Source organism: Pseudomonas sp. GL_093 (assembly GCF_057837605.1).
Genome location: NZ_CM174448.1, coordinates 918,693 through 939,359 on the forward strand (window position 1 = coordinate 918,693; position 20,667 = coordinate 939,359).

At 61.0% G+C, this 20,667-nt stretch carries 14 protein-coding genes; 9 read left to right on the plus strand and 5 right to left on the minus strand.

The genetic code is table 11. From position 1 onward, the window contains the following. Nucleotides 1–69 precede the first annotated feature (69 nt). The 5 genes from AC3IUE_RS04030 (at nt 70) to AC3IUE_RS04050 (ending at nt 6,561) form a co-directional block, all read left to right on the plus strand. Nucleotides 70–2,280 (plus strand): DUF1631 domain-containing protein, encoded by a 2,211-nt coding sequence (locus tag AC3IUE_RS04030; protein WP_489265696.1) that lies wholly within the window; start codon nt 70–72, stop codon nt 2,278–2,280. Nucleotides 2,281–2,344: 64 nt separating this feature from the next. After that, complete coding sequence (ampD, locus tag AC3IUE_RS04035; protein ID WP_056741082.1) at nt 2,345–2,905, plus strand: 1,6-anhydro-N-acetylmuramyl-L-alanine amidase AmpD; 561 nt, start codon at nt 2,345–2,347, stop codon at nt 2,903–2,905. After that, the gene (gene ampE / locus AC3IUE_RS04040; protein WP_489265698.1) at nt 2,902–3,738 is read left to right on the plus strand and encodes a regulatory signaling modulator protein AmpE; all 837 of its coding nucleotides are present in this window, start codon (nt 2,902–2,904) and stop codon (nt 3,736–3,738) included. Before ampD ends, ampE begins: the two co-directional genes overlap by 4 nt. A gap of 286 nt (nt 3,739–4,024) precedes the next feature. Beyond that, a complete protein-coding gene (locus AC3IUE_RS04045) occupies nt 4,025–6,055 on the plus strand; it encodes a methyl-accepting chemotaxis protein (protein ID WP_489265700.1) in 2,031 nt (676 codons plus the stop codon). A gap of 116 nt (nt 6,056–6,171) precedes the next feature. Then, on the plus strand, nt 6,172–6,561 hold the full coding sequence (locus tag AC3IUE_RS04050) for a hypothetical protein (RefSeq protein WP_489265702.1): 390 nt from the start codon (nt 6,172–6,174) through the stop codon (nt 6,559–6,561). On the opposite strand, the gene AC3IUE_RS04055 is transcribed toward AC3IUE_RS04050, so the two are convergent. Together AC3IUE_RS04055 and cra are read right to left on the minus strand one after the other, a co-directional pair. Further along, the gene (locus tag AC3IUE_RS04055; RefSeq protein ID WP_489265704.1) at nt 6,562–7,338 is read right to left on the minus strand and encodes a TatD family hydrolase; all 777 of its coding nucleotides are present in this window, start codon (nt 7,336–7,338) and stop codon (nt 6,562–6,564) included. A 3-nt stretch (nt 7,339–7,341) separates the two neighbouring features. Beyond that, the gene (cra, locus tag AC3IUE_RS04060; protein WP_056742871.1) at nt 7,342–8,337 is read right to left on the minus strand and encodes a catabolite repressor/activator; all 996 of its coding nucleotides are present in this window, start codon (nt 8,335–8,337) and stop codon (nt 7,342–7,344) included. A gap of 301 nt (nt 8,338–8,638) precedes the next feature. Between cra and ptsP the strand changes: the two genes are divergently transcribed. The 4 genes from ptsP (at nt 8,639) to AC3IUE_RS04080 (ending at nt 15,934) form a co-directional block, all read left to right on the plus strand. Continuing rightward, a complete protein-coding gene (ptsP, locus tag AC3IUE_RS04065) occupies nt 8,639–11,500 on the plus strand; it encodes a phosphoenolpyruvate--protein phosphotransferase (protein ID WP_056742873.1) in 2,862 nt (953 codons plus the stop codon). Further along, nucleotides 11,500–12,441, plus strand: a complete 942-nt coding sequence (gene pfkB / locus AC3IUE_RS04070) for a 1-phosphofructokinase (RefSeq protein WP_489265707.1) — start codon at nt 11,500–11,502, stop codon at nt 12,439–12,441. Before ptsP ends, pfkB begins: the two co-directional genes overlap by 1 nt. An 11-nt stretch (nt 12,442–12,452) precedes the next feature. Next, nucleotides 12,453–14,192, plus strand: coding sequence for a PTS fructose-like transporter subunit IIB (locus AC3IUE_RS04075; protein WP_489265708.1), 1,740 nt, complete (start codon nt 12,453–12,455; stop codon nt 14,190–14,192). A gap of 200 nt (nt 14,193–14,392) precedes the next feature. Beyond that, entirely contained in the window at nt 14,393–15,934 is a 1,542-nt protein-coding gene (locus tag AC3IUE_RS04080; RefSeq protein ID WP_489265710.1) for an alkaline phosphatase D family protein, read from the plus strand. 61 nt (nt 15,935–15,995) lie between these two features. On the opposite strand, the gene AC3IUE_RS04085 is transcribed toward AC3IUE_RS04080, so the two are convergent. The 3 genes from AC3IUE_RS04085 to AC3IUE_RS04095 form a co-directional block, all read right to left on the minus strand. Next, nucleotides 15,996–17,156: an integrase core domain-containing protein gene (locus tag AC3IUE_RS04085; protein WP_489264019.1), complete on the minus strand. Its 1,161-nt coding sequence runs from the start codon at nt 17,154–17,156 to the stop codon at nt 15,996–15,998. A gap of 179 nt (nt 17,157–17,335) precedes the next feature. Next, nucleotides 17,336–17,755: an endonuclease domain-containing protein gene (locus AC3IUE_RS04090; RefSeq protein WP_489265712.1), complete on the minus strand. Its 420-nt coding sequence runs from the start codon at nt 17,753–17,755 to the stop codon at nt 17,336–17,338. A gap of 251 nt (nt 17,756–18,006) precedes the next feature. Continuing rightward, nucleotides 18,007–20,535 carry a PepSY domain-containing protein gene (locus AC3IUE_RS04095; protein WP_489265714.1) on the minus strand — a complete coding sequence of 843 codons (2,529 nt, stop codon included), beginning with the start codon at nt 20,533–20,535 and terminating at the stop codon, nt 18,007–18,009. Nucleotides 20,536–20,667 lie beyond the last annotated feature (132 nt).

Genomic DNA, 20,667 nt, shown 5'->3' on the forward strand with positions numbered 1-20,667 from the left:
TTTGACGTCATGGCTTTGACGTGGATTTGGATTGACGACTTCGAAGACTCACCGTTTCAGGAGGCCTGAATGCACAACGACGGGAATGTAGTGCCTTTGCACAAGGTCGCTACCGACCAGGCGACTCCCTCGCCGCTCGCCCGCCTGCCTGTGATTCTGCTTCAGGTTCGTGACAAGGCCGCTCAACAGCTCAGGCATGGTTTGCAGGAACTGTTCGATAACGCCGACGACACGCTGTTCGAAATGGCCGACCGGGCCCGCAATGACGTCGAACAGAACCTCTTCTTCGAAGCCATGCGCGACTTGCGCCTCAAGCGCAAAAACATCGAACGCGGCTTTCTTGAACAATTCTTCGAGGCTTTTGTCAGCCTTACCCAGTGCGACATCATTCAGTCTGCCTTGCCCCAGGCGTTGACCTTCGACGCCTCGGTGGCGCTGCCCGATGACGACGTGGAGCGCAGCGTGGCAGTGGAGGCGATGGTCAGCAAAGTGCTGAACCGCGACGGCTTCACCCTGGACCAACTGACTGCCCGACTCAGCGCACTGCTGGGCAGGGAACTGCTTGATCAGCACAATCCCATGGGGCCGGCGATGCTCTGCGAGTACTTTATGCAGGCCGGGCGCAACCTGGGGGTGGAGATCAAGGTCAAGCTGATCATCCTCAAACTGTTCGAACGCTATGTGCTCAGGGATGCCAATCAGCTCTACGCCGAAGCCAATCAGTTGCTGGCCGCCACCGGTGTTCTGCCCGACCTTAAGCCCGCGCCTGCGCGTCAGGTTACGGATCGTGCGACTGCCGGCGTTGGTACTGAACCCGCACAGGCCAACACTCGCGTCGGTGGCCCGCCGACCGACGACAGCGTGCAGGAAGCCTTCGCGGCGTTGCAGGAGTTGCTGTTTCACGTGCGTGGCAGTGTCGCGCCAACCCTTGAAGCCAGTGCCCAGACACAGCCGATTTCCACCCATGACCTAATGCGCCTGCTCTCGCACTTGCAGCAATACGTGCCGGCGCCGGCAGCCCAGGACGACTTCGATCTGCGAAACCAGCTCGAACAACTGCTGACCCGGGTCAGCGTCAAAAGTGGCAAGTCCCGCGTGGTTGGAGTGGCTGACGAAGACGTGATCAACCTGATCGCCATGCTCTTCGAATGCATCCTCGATGACCGCAACCTGCCGGACTCGCTCAAGGCGTTGATCGGCCGCTTGCAGATCCCGATGCTGAAAGTGGCGGTGCTCGACAAGAGCTTCTTCAGCCGCAGCAGTCACCCGGCCCGGCGCCTGCTCAATGAAATCGCCACCGCTGCCATGGGCTGGGGCGAGTGCGATGACCATGAGCGCGACAGCCTGTATCTGCGCATCGAGCAAGTGGTGCAACGGTTGCTGAACGATTTTGTCGATGATCCGGCGGTCTTTTCCGAATTGCTCGCGGATTTTCTCGCCTTCACCAGCGACGAGCGCCGTCGCAGTGAGCTGCTGGAGCAACGTACCCGTGACGCCGAAGAAGGCCGCGCCAGGACTGAACTGGCCCGCCAGCGCGTCGAACAGGTGCTGAATCAGGCCTTGTTGGGCAAAGTGTTGCCGCAACGGGTGGTGGTGTTTGTCCAGGAAGCGTGGAGCCAGGTACTGCTGCTGACCTGTCTCAAGCACGGCGATCAGTCGGCCGAGTGGCACGCTGATGTGCGGTCCATGGAGCAATTGATCTGGAGCGTGCAACGTCATGATGAATCCGATGCGAGCTTGCGCTTGTTGGCGCTGGTGCCCGGCTTGCTCAAGTCGTTGCGCGACGGGCTGAGCAGTTCGGCCTTTGATCCGTTTGCCACCAGCGAATTTTTCAGTGATCTGGAAGCCTTGCACGTTCAGCTGTTCGAACGTCCAGGGCAAAAGCTTGAGCAGTCTGTCGATACACCGGTAATGGTCGAAGTGCTGCAGGGAATCGTCCTGCGAACCGCCGACGAAGGGCCGGTCGATACGGCGTCAGTGCGCTTGCCGGAGGACGATGCCGGTCTGCTTCAGGTTGATCAGCTGCGGTTGGGGTGCTGGGTCGAGTTTCAGGAAGACGAGGAAAACACCCTTCGCTGCAAGCTGGCGGCGATCATTGAAGCCACCGGCAAGTACATTTTCGTCAATCGCACCGGGATGAAAGTGCTGGAGCGCAGCCGCACCGGTCTGGCGCTGGAATTTCGTCGTGGCGCGGTGCGCGCGCTGGACGACACCTTGCTGTTCGACCGGGCGCTGGAGTCGGTGATCGGCAACCTGCGGCGCCTCAATCGCGGCAAGTGATCGCGCCCCGAGGGTCTATCACGGCATACTGGGCGCCAACACAGTCGTCGTTGAAGGAACCTGTATGCAGTTGGACCCCGCGAGCGGTTGGTGTCAGGGCGTAGATATTTGCCCCTCGCCCAACTTCAATGCGCGCCCCTCGGGCGAAATTTCCCTGCTGGTGATCCACAACATCAGCCTGCCGCCAGCGCAGTTCGCTACCGGCAAGGTGCAGGAATTTTTCCAGAATCGTCTGGATGTCACGGAGCACCCCTACTTTGAAGGGATCGCCGACCTGCGTGTGTCTGCGCATTTTCTGATCGAACGTGACGGCACTGTCACTCAGTTTGTCTCTTGTCTTGAACGTGCCTGGCATGCCGGCGTCTCGAGTTTCGAAGGGCGGGAAACCTGTAACGATTTTTCCGTGGGCATCGAACTTGAAGGCACGGATGATCTGCCGTTCACCGACGCCCAGTATCAAGCGTTGACGACCCTGACCCGGCAGCTGCAAAGCACGTTCACGGGTATCACCGCACAACGCATCTGTGGGCATAGCGACATCGCACCCGGGCGTAAAACCGATCCGGGGCCGGCGTTCGACTGGGCACGCTATCGCGCTGCCCTGGCACAAGAGGAACAACAATGAGTTTTCTGGTGTTGCTGTTGGCGGTCTGGATCGAGAAGTTCTCGGCCCTGCGTCATCGGGTTCAGCGCGATGGTGGATGGGTTCGCGAGCTGAACAAGCTTGAGGTCAATCCACGTCTGGCGAAAAGTCCGTGGCTGATTTTGCTGATACTGGTGTTGTTGCCAGTGGCACTGCTGGGTTTGCTGCTGCTGGTACTGGACCCGGTGGCTTACGGTCTGCTGGCGTTGCCGGTGCACCTGCTGGTGGTGATTTACAGTCTCGGTCGCGGTGATCTGCTGGCCGGTCTCGGGCCGTTTCGCGATGCCTGGCGCCGGGAAGACCTGCAAGCGGCCGCTCATGTAGCGGACCGCGATGTGGGTATCTGCGCCGATAGCGGCGAACAACTGCTGGAACGGGTCGAAGGGCATTTGCTGTGGGAGGCTTATCAGAGCTTTTTCGCGGTGATTTTCTGGTACTTCCTGCTGGGCCCGGTCGCGGCCCTGAGCTATCGACTGCTGGCCCTGGCCGAAGAACACGGGCAGAACCCGGCCGTGGTCGAGCGCGCGGCCAAACTGCGTCACGCGTTCGACTGGGTGCCGGTGCGTTTGTTGGCGGCGAGTTTTGCGTTGGTCGGCAACTTTGTCGCGGTCAGCCGGGTGATGCTGCACGAACTGCTGAACTGGAACATCAGCGCCGCCCAATTGATCGAGAAGGTCGGGCTGGTGGCCGGTGAAATCCCGGCACCGGTGGTCGGGCCTGACGGCATCAACAGCCTCGACCGGATCTGGGAACTGCTGCTGCGCGCGGCGGTGCTCTGGTACGCCGGTTTTGCGTTGTGGACCGTCCTTCCGTAAGCACACTGAACCCTGTAGCAGCTGGCGCAGCCTGCGTCCGGCTGCGCAGCAGTCGCCAACTCAGACACCGCGGTTTGGCTGACTCACCGCGTGATCAGGATTTACGACTGCTGCGCAGCCGAACGCAGCCTTCGGCAGCTGCTACAAGTCAGCGTCCCCCCGCCGTTAACCTTAAGTTACAAAACCTCCCGCCGATTTGAGCTATACAGAGACAGCGCCGAATAGTGGCTATCTGCTGTCGACCCGCGCCTGCCAATAAAAATAAGAAATCAAAGGGAGACTTCCAGTGAAGAGCTTGCTCTATCCCGCCGTCGCGCTGATGAACCGCCTGAGCTTTGGCATGAAGTTCAGCCTGATCAGCGTGCTGTTCCTTGTGCCGATGCTGGTGACCAACTTCTATCTGGTGCGTGATTCTTATCGAGAGTTCCAGGGCACCCGGGTCGAACTGCAAAGCCTCGACCTGCTGGGCAGCAGCCTGATGTTACGGCGCGATCTGGAAACCCTGAACAACCTGGTGCAGATCAACGTCACTCTCGGTCAGTCAGGCAAGGCCGGCAATGTCGAGTCGCAGATCAGTACCCTGGGGCAAAATGTGCTGACCCGTTTGCAAGGGCTGACGGCGATGACCGCTGACCCCGAGCAAATCATGGTTTTCGATGGCAAACGCGATGAAATGATCGCCGCATTCAAGGCTCAGCAAGCGGAAAACTCCCTGCAAAGCAAAAGCGCGATGATTGGCAAGTTGCTCGGCAACGCGCAAATTTTCAGCCAGATCATCGCCAGTCAGGCCGGCCTGAGCCGCGACACCCAGAGCGACATGCGCCAGCTGAGCGAACTCATTACCAATGTCACCCCACCCGTGACCCAGCTTCTGGGTGAAGGTCGGGCGATGGGCTCTTTTTCGCTGGGGCAGGGCTTTCTCAACTCGGCATCGAGTACCCGTTTTGATGAGTTGCTGGCGCAGATCGAAAAACTGCACGCCGAATATGCCCTGAAGTTGCAGGACGCGATGGGCTCCAGCAAAGCGGCACGGGAAACCCTGGCCGCTCAGGCCGATAGCAGCAAGGCGTCGTTGAAAAAGGCCAGTGAACTGTTCGAAGAGCAGGTGGTGATGGCCGACACGCTCGATGCGCCGTGGCAGGGCTTTTACGATCAGGTCACGGGCCTGATGGACCAGACCTACCAACTCAATGAAGCCACCCTGAAGTTTCTCGGCACCCAGCTGCAACAGCGACTGGAGCAGAACCGCACCCACATGGTCTTGCAGGCCGTGGCGCTGTCGGTGGTGTTTGTGTTGATTTTTTACCTTTACGGCGGCTTCTACGCCTCGACCCGCACCACCCTCAAGCGTCTTGGCGCGGTGATGGACAAGGTCGCGGCCGGCGACATGACGGTGACCTTCAGCGCCAACAGCCGCGATGAACTGGGCGAGTTGGGCGAGGTGTTCAACGGCACCGTGAAGAAAATCCATGACCTGATCGAGCGGGTCGGCCAGACCGTCAGTGAGGTCGAGCGCCAGGCCGGGCAGGTGGAGAACGTTTCCGCCCAGAGCAACCAGGCGGTGGCGGGGCAGCGCACGCAGATCGAGCAGGTCGCCACGGCCATGAACCAGATGTCGGCCACCTCACTTGAGGTGGCGCGCAGTGCCGCCGCGGCGGTCAGCAGCGCCCATAGCGTCAACGACGAGACCATCAGCGGTCGCGGGCTGGTGGAATCCCAGCAGGGCAGCATCGCTGCACTGGCCAGTGAGATCGATCAGTCGGTGCTGGTGATCAATCAACTGGCCAGCGACAGCCAGTCCATCAGCCGCGTGCTGGAGGTGATCAAGAGCATCGCCGAACAGACCAACCTCCTGGCGCTCAACGCGGCCATCGAAGCCGCTCGGGCCGGCGAGCAGGGCCGTGGTTTTGCGGTGGTGGCGGACGAGGTCCGGACCCTGGCCAAGCGCACCCAGCAATCGACCGAGGAAATCGAGCAGATGATCGCCAAGCTGCACAGCGGTGTCGGCGCTGCGGTGAAGGCGATGGGGACCAGTCATCAGATGGCCAACGGCACGGTGGGGCAGTCGGAAAAGGTTCAGCAAGCGCTGGAAAACATACTCGGTGCCGTCGGCATGATCGTCGATCAGAACCAGCAGATCGCCGCCGCGGTAGAGCAGCAGACCGCCGTGGCCCATGACATCGACCAGAATATTGTCGAAATCAACCGCGCCGGTGAGCGTACCGCCGAAGGTGCACACCAGACCGAGGATGCCAGCCGTGCGTTGTCGGCTCAGGTGGTGGAGCTCAAGCAACTGATCAGCGCGTTCCGGGTCTGAAAAACACCCCGGCTCCTACAGTTTGAACGGGCGGGCAATTTTTCCTCCGTCGTCTGGTTTTTGGTCTTTAATGAAGGAAGATCAATCACTTGGACCCGCCCTGAGGAGGCTCGGTTATGTCTGCGGTAACGATTGGAATCCAGGGTCATTGCGCTCATTGCGGGAGCACGCTCCTGCTCAAACCCTGGCAACTCAATGCAATTGCCATCAATGAAGCGTTCACGTGTTCCCACTGCCAGAAAGCTTTACAACTGAACGATCCGAAACAGATCAAGCGCTTCAAGTCGCTCGACTCCCTGGCATTGCTGCGGGCGAGCACGTTGATCATGGTGTGCACCGCGTTGCTGGTGGCGTTGGTGTTGGAGTGGATCGGGATGTTCAGCGTCGTGGAGCAGCTGAATTTTTCGCTGTTGGCGATTTTCGTCTATTTCGCCGTCATGCGGTTTGCCCGGCACCGGCAACACATGACACTGACGCTGGAAGCCGCCAAGGCACACGCCGACTGATTACCAGTTGAACAGCTCACAAGCGTTGGCCGTGCTGGCGGCGGCCAATTGCTCGGGGCTGATCGCCATGATCCCGGCCAGTGCCGAGCAGATCACCGGCAGATGCGCCGGGCTGTTGCGTTGGCCGGGGAACATGGCGGGAGCCATGTCCGGCGAATCGGTTTCCAGTACCACCGATTCAAGCGGCAACTCGGCCAGTACACGGTGCATGCGCAGGGCCTGAGGCCAGGTCGCGGCACCGCCCAGGCCCAATTTGAAACCGAGCTTGATGTATTCGCGGGCTTCTTCTTTGCTGCCGGCAAAGGCATGAATGATCCCCGCGCGTTTCAAGCGAAACCGTTTAAGCGTGGCAATCACCGCCGCGTGGCTGCGTCGCACATGAATCAGCGCGGGAAGATTGAAGTCCGCCGCCAGTTGCAGTTGCGCATCGAACAGTACCTGTTGACGTTCACGGTCCAGGGTTTCGATAAAGTAATCCAGACCGATCTCGCCCACCGCGCACAGCTGTCGATGGCCGGCTAACCGAGTCAGCCAGTCACCGAGTTCCGTCAGGTCTTCGGGACGATGATCATCCAGATAGACCGGATGCAGACCGAACGCCGCATGCAGGTCAGGATCGCTTTGCACCAGATCCCAGACCCGCTGCCAATTGCCCTGATAAACCCCCAGTACCACCATCCGCCGCACCCCGAGGGCGCGGCTCTCGGCCAACAACGCCGTGCGATCCTCGTCGAAGTCCGGAAAATCCAGATGAGTGTGGCTGTCGATCAGCTCCACGGTTCAGTCCTGGCGAATACGCTGCTTGAAGGTCCGCGCGATGGCCTGCACGCCGGGTCGGTAATCCGATTGCTCGATGGCGGCCAGGGCCAGTTCCAGCGCTTTGTCGGCGATGAGCTGATGCTGCTGGGCCATGGCGTTGACCGGCAGCGGCAGGAAATCCAGCAGCTGCGTGTCGCCGAATGTGCCGAGTCGCAGCGGGCGGGTTTTGAGCGGGAAGTCGTGCAAGGCATCGAATACGCCCTGAAGCAGCACGTAGGAAGTTGTCACCAGCGCATCCGGCAAATGGCCCAGACGCTGTAGCAGTTCTTCCATCAACTGTTTGCCGCACTCACGGCTGAACGATTCGCCGTGTTCGATCAGCACCTCGCCTTTGAACCCGTCCAACGCTTCTTTGAAACCGCCCGCCCGCTCCTGGCTGATGCTCAGTTCGGGGCGTGCGCCGATCAGTGCGATCTGTTTGGGCAGCGGGTCCAGTAGACTGCGGGTCAGTTGCAGGCTGGCCTCGCGGTCATCGCTGATCACCGAACAGAAATGCTCAGGCTCCATGACCCGGTCGATCGCGATGATCGGAATGCCCTTGGCCTGCAATTGGCGATAGCTGTCATCGCCGGCCGGCAGGCAACTGGCAACGATCAACGCATCGCAACGCCGGGCCCGGAACAGCTTCAGCAATTGCCGTTCGCTGTCCGGCGCATCGTCGGAACTGGCGATCAGCAGCTGATAGCCGCGAGCCCGGGCGCCTTGTTCCAGCAGTTTGGCGATTCGCGCGTAACTGGGGTTTTCCAGGTCCGGCAGAATGAAACCCAAGGTGCGGGTATGCCGACTGCGCAGCCCGGCAGCCTGGGGATTGGGCGTAAAGCCATGTTGTTCGACGACCGCGCGCACGCGCTCGACGGTGGCACTGCTGATACGTTGTTGTTCTGCCTTGCCATTGATGACGTAGCTGGCGGTGGTAACGGACACACCGGCCAACTGGGCGATATCACTGAGTTTCAACCCGGGTTTTCCTTGTTTTTTCGAGCTTGCCTCGACATTTTCGCCAATCCTACCCGATTAAGGCAGACGACCATCGTCGCGACGCATCCGACAATTGGACTTCAAGGATGAGACATTATCGAGTAACGTGCCAATCATTCTAGATTAAACGTTTCAGCAAGCGTATTTTCTACGTTATGGGCTCCTTTTCCGGTTCTGCCGCGAAACCGCCAAAACTGCCCCTGAAAAGGTGTGTCTAAGAGCCTAAGCTGAATCATTCAAAACAATACCTGGCGTCACAAGACGCCAAAAAGGAGAAAGCATGCTCGAGCTCACCATAGAGCAGATATCCATGGGCCAATCGGCTGTGGATAAGTCCGCAGCGCTGCACCTGCTGGCCCAGCATCTGGTCACCGATGGCTTGGTCGCCGAGGGTTATCTCGCCGGTTTGCAGGCGCGCGAAGCCCAGGGCTCGACCTTTCTCGGTCAAGGTATTGCCATCCCCCACGGTACGCCGGAAACCCGCGATCTGGTGTTTTCCACCGGCGTGCGGCTGATGCAGTTTCCTGAAGGCGTGGATTGGGGCGACGGTCAGATCGTCTACCTGGCGATTGGTATTGCGGCCAAATCCGACGAACACCTGCGTTTGTTGCAACTGCTGACCCGTGCCCTCGGCGAAACCGACCTGGGCCAGGCGCTGCGTCGCGCCAGTTCCGCCGAAGCCCTGCTGAAACTGCTGCAAGGCGCGCCGCAAGAACTGGCGCTGGATGCGCAGATGATCGGCCTCGGTGTGTCCGCCGATGACTTTGAAGAGCTGGTCTGGCGCGGTGCACGCTTGCTGCGTCAGGCCGACTGCGTGAGCAACGGTTTCTCGGCCGTGTTGCAACAAGTTGATGCGCTGCCACTGGGCGATGGCCTTTGGTGGTTGCACAGCGAACAAACGGTCAAGCGTCCGGGCCTGGCCTTCGTCACGCCGGACAAACCCATGCGCTACCTCGGCCAACCGCTCAGCGGTCTGTTCTGCCTGGCCAGCCTCGGTGAAGCCCATCAGGCCCTGCTCGAACGCCTTTGTGCGTTGCTGATCGAAGGTCGCGGCCACGAATTGGGTCGCGCCACCAGCAGCCGTAAAGTCCTCGAAGTCCTGGGCGGTGAGCTTCCGGCCGATTGGCCCAGCGCTCGCATCGCCCTGGCCAACGCCCACGGCTTGCACGCGCGTCCGGCGAAGATCCTCGCGCAACTGGCGAAAAGTTTTGAAGGTGAAATCCGCGTACGCATCGTCGATGGCCAGGACAGCGCGGTGTCGGTGAAGAGCTTGAGCAAACTGCTCAGCCTCGGCGCCCGTCGCGGTCAGGTGCTGGAATTTGTCGCCGAACCGAGCATCGCCGCCGATGCCTTGCCAGCTTTGCTGGCCGCCATCGAAGAAGGCCTCGGTGAAGAAGTCGAGCCGCTGCCGGCTGTGAGTCAACAACGCGAAGTGATCGCCGATGTGGCCGAGGTAATCCTCGCGCCAGCGTCCGGCAGTCTGGTTCAGGCCATCGCCGCCGCACCGGGCATCGCCATCGGCCCGGCGCACATACAAGTGCTGCAAACCATTGAATACCCGCTGCGCGGTGAGTCTGCCGCCATCGAACGCGAGCGTCTCCAACAGGCGTTGGCGGACGTGCGTCGTGACATCGAAGGCTTGATCGAACGCAGCAAGTCCAAGGCCATCCGCGAAATTTTCATCACCCACCAGGAAATGCTCGACGACCCGGAATTGACCGATGAAGTCGACACCCGTCTCAAGCAGGGCGAAAGCGCCGAAGCGGCGTGGATGGCGGTGATTGAAGCGGCGGCCAAACAACAGGAATCGCTGCAGGACGCCTTGCTCGCCGAACGCGCCGCCGACTTGCGTGATATCGGCCGTCGAGTGCTGGCGCAACTGAGTGGCGTCGAAACCCCGAGCGAGCCGGAGCAACCGTACATTCTAGTGATGGATGAAGTCGGTCCGTCCGACGTCGCCCGCCTTGATCCGGCGCGCGTTGCCGGCATCCTCACCGCCCGAGGCGGCGCCACCGCGCACAGTGCGATCGTCGCCCGAGCCCTCGGTATTCCGGCGCTGGTCGGCGCCGGTCCGGCCGTGTTGCTGCTGGCGCCGGGCACGCCGTTGCTGATTGATGGTCAGCGCGGCCGCCTGCACGTGGACGCCGACGCGGCGACCTTGCAACGCGCCACCGAAGAGCGCGACACCCGCGAGCAACGTCTGAAAGCAGCCGCCGAACAACGCCATCAACCGGCACTGACCACTGACGGCCATGCGGTCGAAGTGTTCGCCAACATCGGCGAAAGCGCTGGCGTGACCAGCGCGGTGGAGCAGGGCGCCGAAGGCATTGGCCTGTTGCGCACCGAACTGATTTTCATGGCCCACTCGCAAGCGCCGGACGAGGCGACTCAGGAAGTCGAATACCGTCGCGTCCTCGATGGTCTGGCCGGTCGGCCGCTGGTGGTGCGCACCCTCGACGTTGGCGGTGACAAACCGCTGCCGTATTGGCCGATCGCCAAAGAGGAAAACCCGTTTCTCGGCGTGCGCGGTATTCGCCTGACCCTGCAACGTCCGCACATCATGGAAGCGCAATTGCGTGCCTTGCTGCGTGCGGCGGACAACCGTCCGCTGCGGATCATGTTTCCCATGGTCGGCAGCGTCGACGAATGGCGCCAGGCGCGGGACATGACCGAACGTCTGCGTCTGGAAATTCCGGTTGCCGACCTGCAATTGGGGATCATGATTGAAGTGCCGTCGGCTGCATTGTTGGCGCCGGTGCTGGCCAAAGAGGTCGACTTCTTCAGCGTCGGCACCAATGACCTGACCCAATACACCTTGGCCATCGACCGTGGTCATCCAACCTTGTCGGCCCAGGCCGACGGCTTGCACCCGGCGGTGCTGCAACTGATCGACATCACCGTGCGTGCGGCGCATGCCAACGGCAAGTGGGTCGGCGTGTGCGGCGAGTTGGCGGCCGATCCGCTGGCAGTGCCGGTGCTGGTCGGTCTGGGTGTGGATGAGCTCAGTGTGTCGGGTCGCAGCATTGCCGAGGTCAAGGCGCGGGTTCGCGAACTCAGCCTGGCGCAGACCAAAATTCTTGCCCAACAGGCCTTGGCCGTGGGCAGCGCAAATGAAGTACGCGCATTAGTGGAGGCCCTGTAATGGCCAAGATCCTGACACTGACCCTCAACCCGGCGCTGGACCTCACGGTCCAATTGCCGTTACTTGCCCCGGGCCAAGTCAACCGTAGCGACGAGATGCATACGCATGCCGCCGGTAAAGGCGTGAACGTGGCACAAGTGCTGGCGGACCTCGGGCATCAGCTCACGGTCAGCGGTTTCCTCGGGGAGGACAACCTTCAAGCGTTCGAAACCCTGTTCGCCAAACGCGGGTTTGTCGACGCGTTCATCCGTGTCCCGGGCGAGACGCGCAGCAACATCAAGCTGGCGGAAAGCGATGGACGCATCACCGACATCAACGGTCCAGGACCCTTGGTGAGTGAAGCCGCGCAGCAGGCATTGCTTGATCGACTTGATCAGATTGCACCCGATCATGACGCGGTCGTCGTTGCCGGCAGCCTGCCTCAAGGCATCAGTCCGCAGTGGCTGCAGGCGTTGATTGTGCGTTTGAAAAATCTCGGTTTGAACGTGGCGCTGGACACCAGCGGTGAAGCCTTGCGGGCGGCGCTCAAGGCTGGTCCGTGGCTGATCAAGCCCAATACCGAAGAGCTGGCCGACGCGCTGGGCTGCGAGGTGGTTTCGGTGGCTGCGCAAGCGCAAGCCGCGAGCCGCTTGCACGCTCAAGGCATCGAGCACGTGGTGATCTCCGACGGCGCCGATGGCGTGAACTGGTTCAGTGTCGGCTCGGCGATGCATGCCACGCCGCCCAAGGTCAGTGTCGTCAGCACCGTGGGCGCAGGCGATTCGTTGCTGGCCGGCATGCTCCACGGTCTGCTCAGCGCCGACACGCCTGAACAGACCTTGCGCACCGCCACGGCGATTGCCGCGATGGCGGTCACCCAGATCGGTTTCGGTATTGGCGACGCCACGCAGTTGGCGCGGCTCGAACAGGGTGTGCGCATGCGCACCCTGACAGAACAATAAGAGGGTTTGTCATGAAGTTAGCCATTGTTACGGCCTGCCCGAACGGCATGGTCACCAGTGTGCTGTGCGCCCGTTTGCTTGATGCGGCGGCCCAGCGTCAGGGCTGGAGCACCAGTGTCGAAGTCAACGATGCCGCGCACCCTGAACGCCAATTGTCGGCGGCCACGATCGAGGCGGCTGAATGGGTGTTGCTGGTGACCAGCGCGCCGGTGGATATGTCGCGATTCGTCGGCAAGCGGGTGTTCCAAAGCACTCCGGCGCAAGCCCTGCAAGATGTTGAAGCGGTGCTGCGTCGCGGTGCTGAAGAGGCTCAGGTTTACGTCGCCCCCGAAGCCGTGGCCGAGCCTGCCGCCCTCGTGAAAAATGCCCCGCGCCTGGTCGCGATTACCGCGTGCCCGACCGGCGTCGCTCACACTTTCATGGCCGCCGAAGCCTTGCAGCAAGCGGCCAAGCGTCTGGGTTACGACCTGCAAGTGGAAACCCAGGGCTCGGTCGGTGCGCGCAATCCGCTGAGTGCCGCAGCCATTGCCGATGCGGATGTAGTGCTGCTGGCCTGCGATATCGAAGTCGCCACCGAGCGTTTCGCCGGCAAGAAGATTTACCGTTGCGGCACCGGAATCGCCCTCAAACAAGCCGAAGCGACGCTGAATAAAGCGTTGGCCGAAGGCACGCAGGAAACCGCTTCGACCGGCGCCAAAGGCCCGGCCAAGCAAGAGAAAACCGGTGTCTACAAACACCTGCTGACGGGCGTGTCGTTCATGCTGCCGATGGTGGTGGCTGGCGGTCTGATGATCGCCTTGTCGTTCGTGTTCGGCATCACTGCGTTCAAGGAACCGGGCACGTTGGCGGCGGCGCTGATGCAGATCGGCGGCGAGACCGCGTTCAAGCTGATGGTGCCGCTGCTGGCGGGTTACATCGCCTACTCGATCGCCGACCGTCCGGGCCTGGCGCCGGGGATGATTGGTGGTCTGCTGGCAAGTACTCTGGGCGCCGGTTTTATCGGCGGGATCGTTGCCGGCTTCATCGCCGGTTACGCGGCGCAGGCGATCAACCGTTATGCGCGCTTGCCACAAAGTCTTGAGGCGCTGAAACCGATCCTGATCATCCCGTTGCTGGCGAGTTTGTTCACCGGTCTGGTGATGATCTACGTGGTCGGCAAACCGGTGGCCGGGATGCTCGAAGCCCTCACGCATTTCCTCGACAGCATGGGCACCACCAACGCGATTCTGCTCGGTGTGTTGCTGGGCGGGATGATGTGCGTCGACCTTGGCGGGCCGATCAACAAAGCCGCGTATGCGTTCTCGGTGGGGCTGCTGGCGTCGCAAAGTTATGCACCGATGGCCGCGACCATGGCGGCCGGCATGGTGCCGCCGATTGGCTTGGGCATCGCTACGTTTATCGCGCGGCGCAAGTTTGCTCAGACCGAACGCGAGGCCGGTAAAGCGGCGTTGGTATTGGGGCTGTGCTTTATTTCCGAAGGCGCGATTCCGTTTGCCGCGAAAGACCCGCTGCGGGTGATCCCAGCGAGCATTGCCGGTGGTGCGCTGACCGGTGCGTTGTCGATGTATTTCGGCTGCAAACTGATGGCGCCGCACGGCGGGTTGTTCGTGCTGGCGATCCCGAATGCGATCAACCATGCGCTGTTGTATCTGCTGGCGATTGTGGCTGGGAGTCTACTGACGGCGGTGGCGTATGCGGTGCTCAAGCGGCCGGAAGCGGTCGAGCTGGCACTGGAACCCGCCAACGCCTGACACCCCACCGCACTGCTGTAGGAGTGAGCCGGCTCCGGGCGGCGTTCCGACGATGGCTGCTTAACATTCAATAGATAAGTTGACTGTTACACCGCTATCGTCGGAACGCCGCCCGGAGCCGGCTCACTCCCACAGGGTAGGGCGGTGTCACACCGGTTTCATGGGCATGTGCTTAAGTTTTCCTTTTCAGGGAGAACACCATGAGCGAATTCGACCTCGGTCGCCGTCGTGTCATACAAGCCGTCGGCGCCGGGCTGTTGTTGCCAGGCCTGGCGCCGGCGGTCATTGCCTCGGTCAAGGATCGTCCGCAACTCACCGATGGCGTGCAGTCCGGCGACGTGCTGGGCGACCGGGCGATGATCTGGAGTCGTTGTGATCGTCCGGCGCGAATGGTGGTGGAGTGGGACACCCGCAGCCTGTTCAGCAACCCTCGTCGTTTTGTCTCGCCATTGGCCGATTCCAATACCGATTTCACTGCCCGCGTCGAACTCACTGGCCTGCCCGCCGACCAGGCGATTTTCTACCGCGTGCACTTCGAAGACGCCCAGAGCGGCGTCGCCAGCGAGCCCTGGTTCGGCCACCTGCGCAGCGTGCCGCAAACCCGTCGCGACATCCGTTTCGTCTGGAGCGGCGACACCGCTGGCCAGGGCTTCGGCATCAACCCGGACATCGGCGGCATGCGCATCTACGAAGCCATGCGTTTGCGCCTGCCAGACTTCTTTATCCACAGCGGCGACACCATCTATGCAGACGGTCCCATACCTGCGCAGCTCACCACAGAGAGCGGCCGCGTGTGGCGAAACATCACCACTGAAGCCAAGAGCAAAGTCGCCGAAACCCTCGACGACTATCGCGGCAATTACCGCTACAACCTGATGGACGAAAACATCCGCCGCTTCAACGCCGAGGTCCCGCAGATCTGGCAGTGGGACGATCATGAAGTGGTCAACAACTGGTCGCCGGGCAAGCAGTTGGATGATCGCTACAAGAGCAAAGATATCCACAGCCTGGTCGGTCGCGCGCGTCAGGCCTGGCTCGAATACGCACCGATGCGGTTGCAGAGCGCCGATGGCGGCGGGCGGATTTATCGCAAGCTCGGTTACGGTCCATTGCTCGATGTGTTCGTGCTCGATATGCGCAGTTATCGCGGAGCTAATGACGACAACCTGGGTGGCGCTAAACCGTTCCTTGGACGTGAACAGCTGGACTGGCTCAAACGTGAGTTGAAGGCTTCCAATGCCCAGTGGAAAGTCATCGCTGCTGATATGCCGATCGGCCTCGGCGTACCGGATGGTGAAGTCAGTCCCGGTGTGGCGCGCTGGGAAGCGGTGGCCAACGGTGATCCGGGACCGGCCCAGGGGCGTGAACTGGAAATCGCCGAATTGTTGGGTTTTCTGCGGGCGCAGCAAGTGCGCAACTTTGTCTGGCTGACGGCGGATGTGCATTACTGCGCAGCGCACCATTACCACCCGGACCGTGCGGCGTTTCAGGATTTCGAACCGTTCTGGGAGTTTGTCGCCGGGCCTTTGAATGCGGGGAGCTTCGGGCCTGATTCGCTGGATAAGACCTTTGGTCCCGAGGTGGTGTTCGAGAAAGCACCGCCGGCACAGAACACTTCACCGTTTGCCGGGTTTCAGTTTTTTGGTGAGGTGAACATTGATGGGCAGACGGGGGAGATGAGTGTGGTGTTGCGGGATTTGGATGGGGTGGGGGTGTTTGAGCAGAAGCTGCAGCCAGTCTGATAGATCCACCCCTCACTGTAGAGACCGGTACATCCTTTACACATTTGACCGGGTACATCGTTTACACATTTAACAGGCTTGATACGCGTTTGGCACCGCGTTCAAGCCTGCCTAAAGGGAAAGAGCAAAGGTACAACTCCCACACGCCATCAGCCACCTCCTTCAGCGCGACGTGCTCGTCGATCAGCGCCTCGCCCAGAAAGATCAGGCCCCCTTGCCACTTGATCTCACCATTCTTGCGCACCCGCCGTACTTCGACGTCGGCCCCGTATTCGATCGCCGGCAAATAGCCTAGATAAGGTCTGAGTGACGGGCGATAGATATCCGCTGGCGTCTTCATCTCCAGCGCCGTATGAGGCCGTGCGTGATTGAAATCCTGTACGAAGTCCTCAAAGGCAAGCTGCTGACGCAGCAGGTTTTCCGCCGGCGGCCTGAGAACGGCAGCCTTTAGCGTGCGGTGCATGCGTTCATGCCGACCGTTCTGATCCGGGCGTCCCGGCTTGATTGTTTCGGGGTGGACACCATGCCTGATGAACCAGACGGACAGCTTGGAGAGGCGGGCCAAGCCTGTCGATGCAAACGGAGCGCCGTTATCGGTGCGGATCACATCAGGCATGCCGAACTCCCGGAACGCCCACTCGAAGCCCTGACGCGTAGGTTCACCGTGGGTGCTGGGAAGCGCCCGGCACGCCAGAAGATAGCGACTGGCATGGTCGGTGATGGTCAGCGGATAGCACCAGCGGCCGTCCTGGGTTTTGAATTGTCCTTTGTAATCGGCGCACCAGGTTTGATTGGGCTCGTCGGCCTGACGCAGATGCACCGGCCCATGCGGACGGGGTGGGTGCAGCCGTCGAGGAATCACCAGACCGGCCTTTTTCAGCCACTCTCCAGCGGTGCTGGCGGCCGGCCAAGCGATCTGCGGCTGCGCATTGCGCAGACGCTGGATCAGTTGCTTCGGCCCGCGATCCGGGTGCTCGCTTTTCTTCGCAAGCAACGTGGCAATGATTTCATCGGGGGTTTGGTGCGGACAGCTCAGCGGTTTTCGCGAGCGCTCTTTCAAGCCATCTACGCCGCAGCTTGCATACCGATCAAGCCACTTATCGACCGTCGGACGGCTAATGCCATATCGCCGACTCAGTTGGCTCTTGCTGTAACTGCCGCTAAGCCAGTCATGGATTAATTTCACTCGCTGATCCATCGGGGACTCTCGATTCCAGGGCATGGTCAGTACCTCCTGACCATGATTGATACCTGTAAACCATGTCCCCGGTCTCAAACGTAAAGGATGTCCCCGGTTTTTACCCACCCCAGCCCTCTCCCCACGGGGAGAGGGGGAAAGGGAGCCGATCTTCACCGTTTTCAAGGCCTGAGTTCGACTCGATGTTTCAGGTCGCAGAATTTCTAAAGAAACTCACGGTCAGTCCCCTCTCCCTCTGGGAGAGGGCTAGGGTGAGGGGGCAATGTTCGATTCACAGCAATCCTCAGGATCTGCTCAAGCACTTCACTCATCCGCTCAATTACCTCCAGATTGCTAAACCGCACAACCTCAATACCTTGCTGCTGAAGGTAAAGCGTTCGACGCCGGTCATGTATTTTTGCCGCTGTCTCGTAATGCTGACCACCATCCAGTTCGATGGCCAACTTCAGCTCCACGCAATAAAAATCCAGGATGTACGGCGGGCATGGAAACTGCCGACGGAATTTCAGATTGGCGATTTGCCGAGAACGAAGTTTTTGCCAGAGCAGGAGCTCGCAGTCAGTTTGATTGGTGCGCAGATAGCGGGCGAATTGGCGTTGGTTGGAGGAGGGGCGGGTGGGCATGCTTCACGTCCGTGTGAAGGGGGATGGAGGTTTTACTGTAGCTGAGGTTTTGTCGTTTGCCTGTAGAGCCACCCCTCACCCCAGCCCTCTCCCCATGGGGGAGAGGGTGAAAGGGAGCCGATCTTCACTGTTTTCAATGCCTGAGTTCGACTCGGTATTTCAGGTCGCAGTATTTCTAAAGAAACTCACGGTCAGTCCCCTCTCCCTACGGGCGGTCCGACGTTTCGGGAGGGCTAGGGTGAGGGGCTCTTTTAGTAGACGTCACGCCGATACCGGCCTTGCTCGATCAGGCGGTCGACCTCTGCAATTCCGAGTATTTCGTTGAGCACGTGATCCACGCCTGAAGCCATCCCTTGCAAGCTGCCGCAGATGTAAATGACCGCACCCTCGGCCAGCCATTTTTTCAGCTCGTCCGCCGACTCGCGCAGTCGATCCTGTACGTAGATCTTCTCGGCCTGATCCCGCGAGAACGCCAGGTCCAGCCGCTCCAGATCCCCCGAAATCAACCATTCTTCCAGCTCATCGCGACACAGATAGTCATGCTCGCGATTGCGTTCGCCGAATAACAGCCAATGACGCTGCTGCCCATCGGCGATCCGCGCCTTGAGCAAGCTGCGCAGCCCGGCCAGGCCGGTGCCGTTGCCCAGCAGGATCATCGGTGCCGGTTCGACCGGCAGGTGGAAACCGCTGTTGCGTCGTACGCGCAGGCTGATGGTGCCGCCCACCGGGGCGTGTTCGGTCAGCCAGCCGGAGCCGACGCCCAGGCTGCCGTCGGGATGCAGTTCCTGGCGCACGATCAGTTCGAGGATGCCATCGGCGGCGATCGAGGCGATGGAGTATTCGCGCATGGCCAAGGGCACCAGCGCATCCACCAGCGCCTGGGCATGCAGGCCGACCAGGTGAGTTCTGTTTTCCGGCAGTTGTCGACTGGCGAGGGCTTGCTCCAGCGGTTGTGACAGGCCACCGAGCGCAACCGTGGCGCGACCGTCAATGCCCAGGCCATCGAGGAAATGTTCGATCGCCCACGGACAATTGCGCGGCAACACTTCCACCAGGTCACCGGCCAGCCAACTGCTGGTGCTGGGGGCGGTGAGGCCGAGCAGGTAAACGCCCGAACCGCTGCTGTCAGGGTTGAGCAACTCACGGCGGGTCAGGTTCCAGTTGTCGTAGCTTGGCGCTTGCCAGGTGTCCACGGGCGCCTGTCCGGTCAGCAGACCCAGTTGCTGCTGCCAGTGACGCAAGGCGTAAGGGTCGCCGCTGTCGACCTCCACCGGGGCGAACAGGGTCTTGCCGCCGTGCTCGCCCAGCCACGTGTGCAAGCGTCGAGCGAAGCCGCAGAAGTGCTGATACTGGCGATCACCGAGGCCCAGCACTGCGTAGTTCAGGCTTTCCAGGCTCAACGTCCGGCCCAGCACTTTGCGCTCAAACCCCCGGGCGCTGTCCGGCGCTTCACCGTCGCCGAAGGTGCTGACCACGAACAACGCATTGCTGGAATCACGCAAGTCTTGCTCGCTGACGTCCGCCAGCGGCTGAACCTTCACCGGCAGGCCCGCAGCCTGTAATTGCCCGGCAGTCTGCCACGCCAATTGCTCGGCAAAGCCGCTCTGGCTGGCGAAGCCGATCAGCCACGCCGGTGCGTCATTGTCCGGTTGTGCGAGGTCTTTGCGGGCATCCTTGATCTGCTTTTTCTTGCGTCGACGATCGAGGTACAACAACCAACCGGTGACGAAAAACAGCGGCATCGTCAGTGCGCTGATCGTCAGGATGATCCGCCCGATGATTCCGAAGTAGCTGCCGACGTGCAGCGCGTAAATGCTGGTCAGCAGTTGCGCCTTGAGGCTCTTGTCGCTGTAGCGATCATGGCGCTTGACGATGCCGGTCGCCGGGTCCAGCGAGATCTGGTTCAACGCGCGGTCGTGAGGTGAGGTGTTCAACAGGTAGAACACGGTGGCCGGTTGTCCGGCCACTGGCGGCATGCGGATGTTGTAGGCACTCAGTGCCGGGCCGGCGGCGCTGTAGATGCTGCTCCACATCGCGGCGTAGTCGGCGGTGGGCGCCGGGCCGCTTGGCGCAGGGCCGCGACCGCCGCGAACGCGCTCGTTCTGTGGTGAGTCGGAAAGCAATCGGGTCAGGCCCTTGTTGTACCACTCATAGGACCAGGACAACCCGGTGAGCGCTGCCAGGAGGTAAAACACCAGGCACCAGGTGCCGGCCACCGAGTGCAAATCCCAGTTGAAGCTGCGGCCCTTTTTCTTCCAGTCGAGGGTCAGCCAGGCGCGCCAGCTTTTCCACTGACGCGGCCAGCGCAGGTAAAGACCGGACAGGCAGAAGAACACCAGAATCAGCGTACAGGCACCGGTGATCTGCCGACCGCTATCGCCCATGGCGAGGAAGCGGTGCAGTTGCAGCATCAGGCCGAAGAAATCCTGGCCGGTGGCGTCGCCCATGAACTCGGCGGTGTACGGGTCGAAGTAGCGCATCTGCCCACGGCGCTCGCCCGGTGGCGGAGTAAAGATCACGCGCGCGGCGTTACCACTGTCGGTCTCGACCCAGAGCATCGAGACTTTCTTGCCCGAGGCGCCTTCGATTTTTTCCACCAGTTCAGCGGGCGGCAGGACGCCGGCGACCTGCTTCTCGACCTGCAACACAGAAGGGTTCAGCGCGCGCAGGATTTCATCCTGAAACGACACCGTCGCCCCGGTGATGCCCATCAGGGCCAGGACCAGTCCGGCGCTGATGCCGAAAAACCAGTGCAACTGGAACAGGGTTTTCTTCAACACGTTGCTCGCCTTGTTCGTTCGAAAATAATGATCACGGCGCGCATTATGCCGTGGGTTGTCGAGAAACATTCTTTATTACGCACAAAAGCCCCGTTCACGTGGATGAACGGGGCCCTGGTCTTCACGCTTCTA

Bases quoted from the DNA above. Each gene is read 5' to 3' on its own strand.
- AC3IUE_RS04030 (WP_489265696.1), top strand. From the start codon at position 70: ATGCACAACGACGGGAATGTAGTGCCTTTGCACAAGGTCGCTACCGAC.
- ampD (WP_056741082.1), top strand. From the start codon at position 2,345: ATGCAGTTGGACCCCGCGAGCGGTTGGTGTCAGGGCGTAGATATTTGC.
- ampE (WP_489265698.1), top strand. From the start codon at position 2,902: ATGAGTTTTCTGGTGTTGCTGTTGGCGGTCTGGATCGAGAAGTTCTCG.
- AC3IUE_RS04050 (WP_489265702.1), top strand. From the start codon at position 6,172: ATGTCTGCGGTAACGATTGGAATCCAGGGTCATTGCGCTCATTGCGGG.
- ptsP (WP_056742873.1), top strand. From the start codon at position 8,639: ATGCTCGAGCTCACCATAGAGCAGATATCCATGGGCCAATCGGCTGTG.
- pfkB (WP_489265707.1), top strand. From the start codon at position 11,500: ATGGCCAAGATCCTGACACTGACCCTCAACCCGGCGCTGGACCTCACG.
- AC3IUE_RS04075 (WP_489265708.1), top strand. From the start codon at position 12,453: ATGAAGTTAGCCATTGTTACGGCCTGCCCGAACGGCATGGTCACCAGT.
- AC3IUE_RS04080 (WP_489265710.1), top strand. From the start codon at position 14,393: ATGAGCGAATTCGACCTCGGTCGCCGTCGTGTCATACAAGCCGTCGGC.
- AC3IUE_RS04085 (WP_489264019.1), bottom strand. From the start codon at position 17,156: ATGCCCTGGAATCGAGAGTCCCCGATGGATCAGCGAGTGAAATTAATC.
- AC3IUE_RS04090 (WP_489265712.1), bottom strand. From the start codon at position 17,755: ATGCCCACCCGCCCCTCCTCCAACCAACGCCAATTCGCCCGCTATCTG.